3 protein-coding genes and 1 pseudogene are annotated in these 5,124 nt (G+C 55.2%); all 4 read right to left on the bottom strand.

Annotated elements, in window-relative coordinates:
• On the bottom strand, nt 1–1,774 hold a 1,774-nt coding region (gene pdeR / locus RTY00_RS19525; protein ID WP_312665628.1), incomplete at its 3' end, for a cyclic di-GMP phosphodiesterase.
• A gap of 156 nt (nt 1,775–1,930) precedes the next feature.
• On the bottom strand, nt 1,931–2,227 hold the full coding sequence (locus RTY00_RS19520; protein ID WP_073980729.1) for a YbdD/YjiX family protein: 297 nt from the start codon (nt 2,225–2,227) through the stop codon (nt 1,931–1,933).
• Nucleotides 2,220–4,286 (bottom strand): annotated as a pseudogene (locus tag RTY00_RS19515) (carbon starvation CstA family protein). Before RTY00_RS19515 ends, RTY00_RS19520 begins: the two are co-directional and overlap by 8 nt.
• Before the next feature lie 184 nt (nt 4,287–4,470).
• The coding region (locus RTY00_RS19510) for an RNB domain-containing ribonuclease (protein WP_312665624.1) at nt 4,471–5,124 on the bottom strand (654 nt) is incomplete at its 5' end.

The raw sequence follows: 5,124 nt of genomic DNA, 5'->3' as shown, positions 1-5,124 counted from the left end.
TATTGATATTACGCACAAAACTCTGGTCCAGTTTAATGGCGTCAATAGGGACGCGCGCCAACTGGGAAAGTGAGGAGTAACCGGTACCAAAATCATCAAGATGCACTTGCGCGCCCAGTTCCTGAAACTGCTTCATCAGCATTAGCGCGCCAGCTTCATTCTCAATCAAACAGCTTTCCGTCAGCTCGATATCAATCGGACAGTCGGTCAAACCGGCTTCGTTCAGCGCATGTTTCAGGTCGGTATAAATACTCTGGTCAATCAGCTGTTTAGCCGAGACGTTAACGGCGACGCGCAGATAGATGCCTTCGCTACGCCACTTGATGATCTGCTGTAACACATTCAGCATCACCCAGCGGCCCAAAGGCACAATCAACCCGGACTCTTCGGCATACGAAATAAAGTCGCCCGGCGGCACCAAACCGCGCTCCGGGGAATTCCAGCGCACCAGCGCTTCGGCGCTCAGCACTTCGCCTTCGGCATTGAGTTTTGGCTGGTAATGCACTACCAGATGATCCAGCTCGAGCGCTTTGCGCAGGTTGGTATCGAGCCACAGATACTCAAACACGCGCTGATTCATCTCGTTAGCGAACACGCAAAACTTGCCACGACCGTTCTCTTTGGCGTGATACATCGCGGTATCAGCGTTACGAATCAGGCTTTCACGATCTTCGCCATGTAGCGGGGCGAGGGCGATGCCAATTGAGCAGCCGCTGTAAACTTCAATCAATCCAATACGGAACGGCTGACGCAGTCGCTCGAGAATGCGCGACGCCATCGCTTCCAGCGCCGCCTGGCTGGTGTGTTCCGCCAGCACCACAAACTCATCGCCACCAAGGCGCGCCAGCGTCTGATCTTTGCCAAGGCAACTGAGGATGGCCAGCGACACCGCTTGCAGCAGTTGATCGCCAAACATATGGCCGTAAGCGTCGTTCACCTTCTTAAAATTGTCTAAATCGAGGTAAACCACACCGGTTTGACTGCCATTCGCCAGCTCCAGTGCCAGACTAATCTGCTGATGAATAGCGTTGCGATTGGGCAAGCCGGTCACGGTATCGGTGTTGGCCAGCACGCGCAGGCGTTCCTGAGCGCGGCGCTCTTCAGTTATGTCGGTTCCGGAACAGATGAGGAAAATTTCATTTTTTCCGCTACCGCTGTGAACGAACTTATTACGAAACAGAAACAGTCGCTGACCTTTACGGGTTTTTATCCAGCGTTCAACTTCGTAAGAACTGCCTTCACTGAAGAATCCGGCGATATTACGGCGTGATGCCTGCGCTTCCTGCTTGGTCATAAACAGCTGGAATACGTTGCGGCCAATCACTTCCTGCTCTTTCAGCCCGGTGTACTCTTCACTCAAACGATTGAAACGCTGGATATTGCCGCGCTGATCGAGGATCACGATTACTGAGTTCGCCTCAGAAACCACTTGCTCGGCGAAGGATAATCCCAACGTCAAATCACGCGCGACAGCCGAGGTATCGCCCCAGGCTGAAGAGGTGCCTGCCCAGGTCGATTGATTGACTTTACGACCGACAAAATGCATCGGAACGGGTTCGCCATGCAGCGACAGCGTGAGGTTAATACTTGAGGTAATGACCGTCATCGCACGTAATAAACTGGCTTGTGCGGGAGTCAGCGGCACCGCCATATTGGTGTTCGCGTTCTCATCTTCGGCAAAATGCAGAGCATCACTATCTGAAGTTAAACGCCAATGAGGGCTGGTGGTGCCAAACAAGGTGTATAGCAATGTTTGCCCTTGTTCATCGGTCATGGAAACTTCCTCCGGGGGAATGCTCAGCGGGCGGTATCTCATTATTTTAGCAACAGTATTCAACCTCCTGCGCCAGCACAAGATGCAATCCAAATATATTTTTGTTTTTATTAAAGAATGGCACGAAAAAGCCCCGACAAGCGGGGCTGATCCTGGTTAGCAAGGGCACTTACCCAGTTTTCCGGCCTGGCTGGGAAAGCGGGCATCGAGGCAGTGACGGTGAAACGCGCGCTCATCCATGGGGGCGATAGTTGGATGATGTTCGCGCATATGCTTCAGATAAGTTTGATAGTCATGAACGCCGACCATTAAACGAAAACTTTGCTGCAATCCCTGCCAGATGCGTTGCCAGCGCGTAAGATTTTGCCCAGCCGTAGCGGGTGCGATTGGTAAGCACTGCTGAATCTGCCACGCTCCGGTAGGTTTTCTCCAGTGATAAATGGACTCAGACATTTCGCACCTCTTTACGCAGTGAGATCTCGGATTCATGGGTAGTCGGCACGTTGCTATTGAGCGCCCGACGAATCACGAAGAAGGCTGAAACCAGCATGGTCACCGCCACCAGCATGAAGAAAGCACACAGGGCCGCGTTAATTTGATTGCTGAAGACGATGGTTTGCATGTCGGCGACGGTTTTCGCCGGGGCGATGACAATGCCGTCATCAATGCCTTTGCGGAACTTGTTGGCCTGCGCGAGGAAACCAATCGATGGCTTCTCGTGGAAAATCTTCTGCCAGCCCGCGGTCATCGAGGTAATAAACAGCCAGGCGGTCGGCACGATCGTCACCCATGCATACCGCTGCTTCTTCATTTTGAACAGCACCACGGTGCCGAGAATCAGCGCCATTGACGCCAGCATCTGGTTGCCGATACCAAATAGCGGCCACAGCGTGTTAATGCCGCCGAGCGGATCGACCACGCCCTGATAAACGAAGAAGCCCCAGCCCGCCACCGCAACGGTGGTTCCCGCCATGTTGCCTAACCATGAACGGTTATTCGCCATTGATGGCACCACGGTGCCCACCAAATCCTGCACCATAAAGCGACAGGCGCGGGTTCCGGCATCCACAGCGGTGAGGATAAACAGCGCTTCAAACAAGATGGCAAAGTGATACCAAAACGCCATCATGGCGCGACTGTTAAACACTTCGGTGATGATATGTGCCATGCCAACCGCAAAGGTGGGTGCGCCACCGGCGCGGGAAAGAATGGTGCTTTCGCCAACGTCGCGCGCAATGCCGCTCAGCATTTCTGGCGTCACCACGAAGCCCCAGCCGTTAATCACCTGCGACGCACTTTCCACTGTGGTGCCAATCAGCGCGGCGGGTGAGTTCATGGCAAAGTAGACGCCCGGATCGAGCACCGAGGCGCAAATCAGCGCCATGATCGCCACAAAGGACTCCATTAGCATCGCGCCGTAGCCGATAAAGCGGATATGGCTTTCGCGCTCCACCAGTTTCGGCGTGGTGCCGCTCGACACCAGCGCATGGAAACCTGAAATGGCACCACAAGCAATAGTGATAAACAGGAACGGGAACAGCGCGCCGGAGAAGACCGGTCCGGTGCCATCAATAAATTTGGTCACCGCAGGCATTTTCATCTCGGGCATGGCAAACACGATGCCGATGGCCAAACCAATGATCACGCCGATTTTCAGGAAGGTAGAGAGATAATCGCGCGGTGCCAGCAGCAGCCACACCGGCAGTGAAGAGGCCACAAAGCCATAAATCACCAGCACCTACGTCAGCTCCGTGCCTTTCAGCGTGAACAGCGGGCCCCAATAGGGATCGGCCGCTACGTTACCGCCGTAAATAATCGCCGCCATCATCAGCACGAAGCCAATAATCGACACTTCCGCGATTTTGCCCGGACGCAGGAAACGCATATACACGCCCATAAACAGCGCAATCGGAATGGTCGCGGCAATAGTGAACAAGCCCCACGGACTGTTGGCCAGCGCCTTCACCACCACCAAGGCCAGCGCAGAGAGGATGATGATCATCACGCCCAGCGCGCCGAGCATGGTCACTACGCCAGCGAATGAACCGAGTTCCTGGCGCGCCATCTCACCGAGCGAGCGGCCATCACGGCGCGTTGAGATAAACAGAATCAGGAAATCCTGCACCGCACCGGCAAACATCACGCCAACCAGAATCCAGATGGTGCCAGGCAGGAAGCCCATTTGCGCCGCGAGGATCGGGCCGACCAGCGGGCCCGCACCGGCAATCGCCGCAAAATGGTGACCGAACAGCACCCATTTATTGGTGGGCACATAATCAAGGCCATCACTTAAGCGCTCCGCCGGCGTGCGACGACGATCGTCCAGTTCGAAGATGCGCTTAGCGATAAACAGGCTGTAAAAGCGATAGGCAATGCTGTAGCAGGCGACGGAGGCAATCACCAGCCAGACCGCGTTGACGTGTTCGCCACGGCTGAGGGCCAGCATGGCAAATGCGCCCGCGCCAATTAACGCCACCGCTAACCAGATGAGACTGGTTTTGACGTTGTTCATGAGTTAACTCCTTGTAGGGACCGGGAAAAGAAGCGATCGAATACAACAAGTTAAAAGTAATGTAATGAATTGTTAACGACAGGCAGAGGCGTTAGAAATGTGAAGCGGAAAGCAAATTTAACATTTGCTAAAGCGGGCGGAGAGAAATGCGGGATAACGGCTGTTATCCCGCCAGTTTTCATGCTCAGGCGGCCGGACGTGCGACCACGCTGCGGGTTTCCATACGCACTTCGGCGATGGTGACATCGATGATGTCTGTAACACGGTAAGCGACTTCACCTTTTACCTGCACGGTGCCGCTTTCCTGCGAGCACACCAGCTCATCACGCACCGCGTGGATGAACGGTGCAGGGATAAAGGCCACCGCGCCATTCTCCTGCAGGCGCACGCGCATGCCGCCGCGAGACACGTCGATGATCTCGGCGCTGAACTTGCGATCGGTACCGGCAAATGGCGCGAGGAAGCGTGCGTACAGCCAGTCACCGACATCGCGCTCGGCCATGCGGTTCAGGCGACGACGTTCGCTCATGATGGTTGTCAGCTCATCCTGCGGACGGGCGGTGCTTTCGCCGCGCACAATCGCTTTCAGCAAGCGATGGTTGATCATGTCACCGAACTTACGAATTGGCGAAGTCCAGGTCGCGTAAGCGTCGAGGCCCAGACCAAAGTGCGGGCCTGGCTCGGTGCCAACTTCGGCAAACGACTGGAAGCGACGAATGCGGCTGTCGAGATACTGGGTTGGCTGCGCATCAAGTTCACGACGCAGCTGGCGGAAGCCTTCCAGCGTCGTAATCGCCTGCGGATCCACGGTGATGCCATGACCCGCCAGCACGCCCGC

The sequence above is a fragment of the Pantoea sp. CTOTU49201 genome, assembly GCF_032054795.1.
Lineage (GTDB): Bacteria > Pseudomonadota > Gammaproteobacteria > Enterobacterales > Enterobacteriaceae > Pantoea > Pantoea symbiotica.
This window is presented reverse-complemented; position numbering and strand designations above follow the sequence as displayed.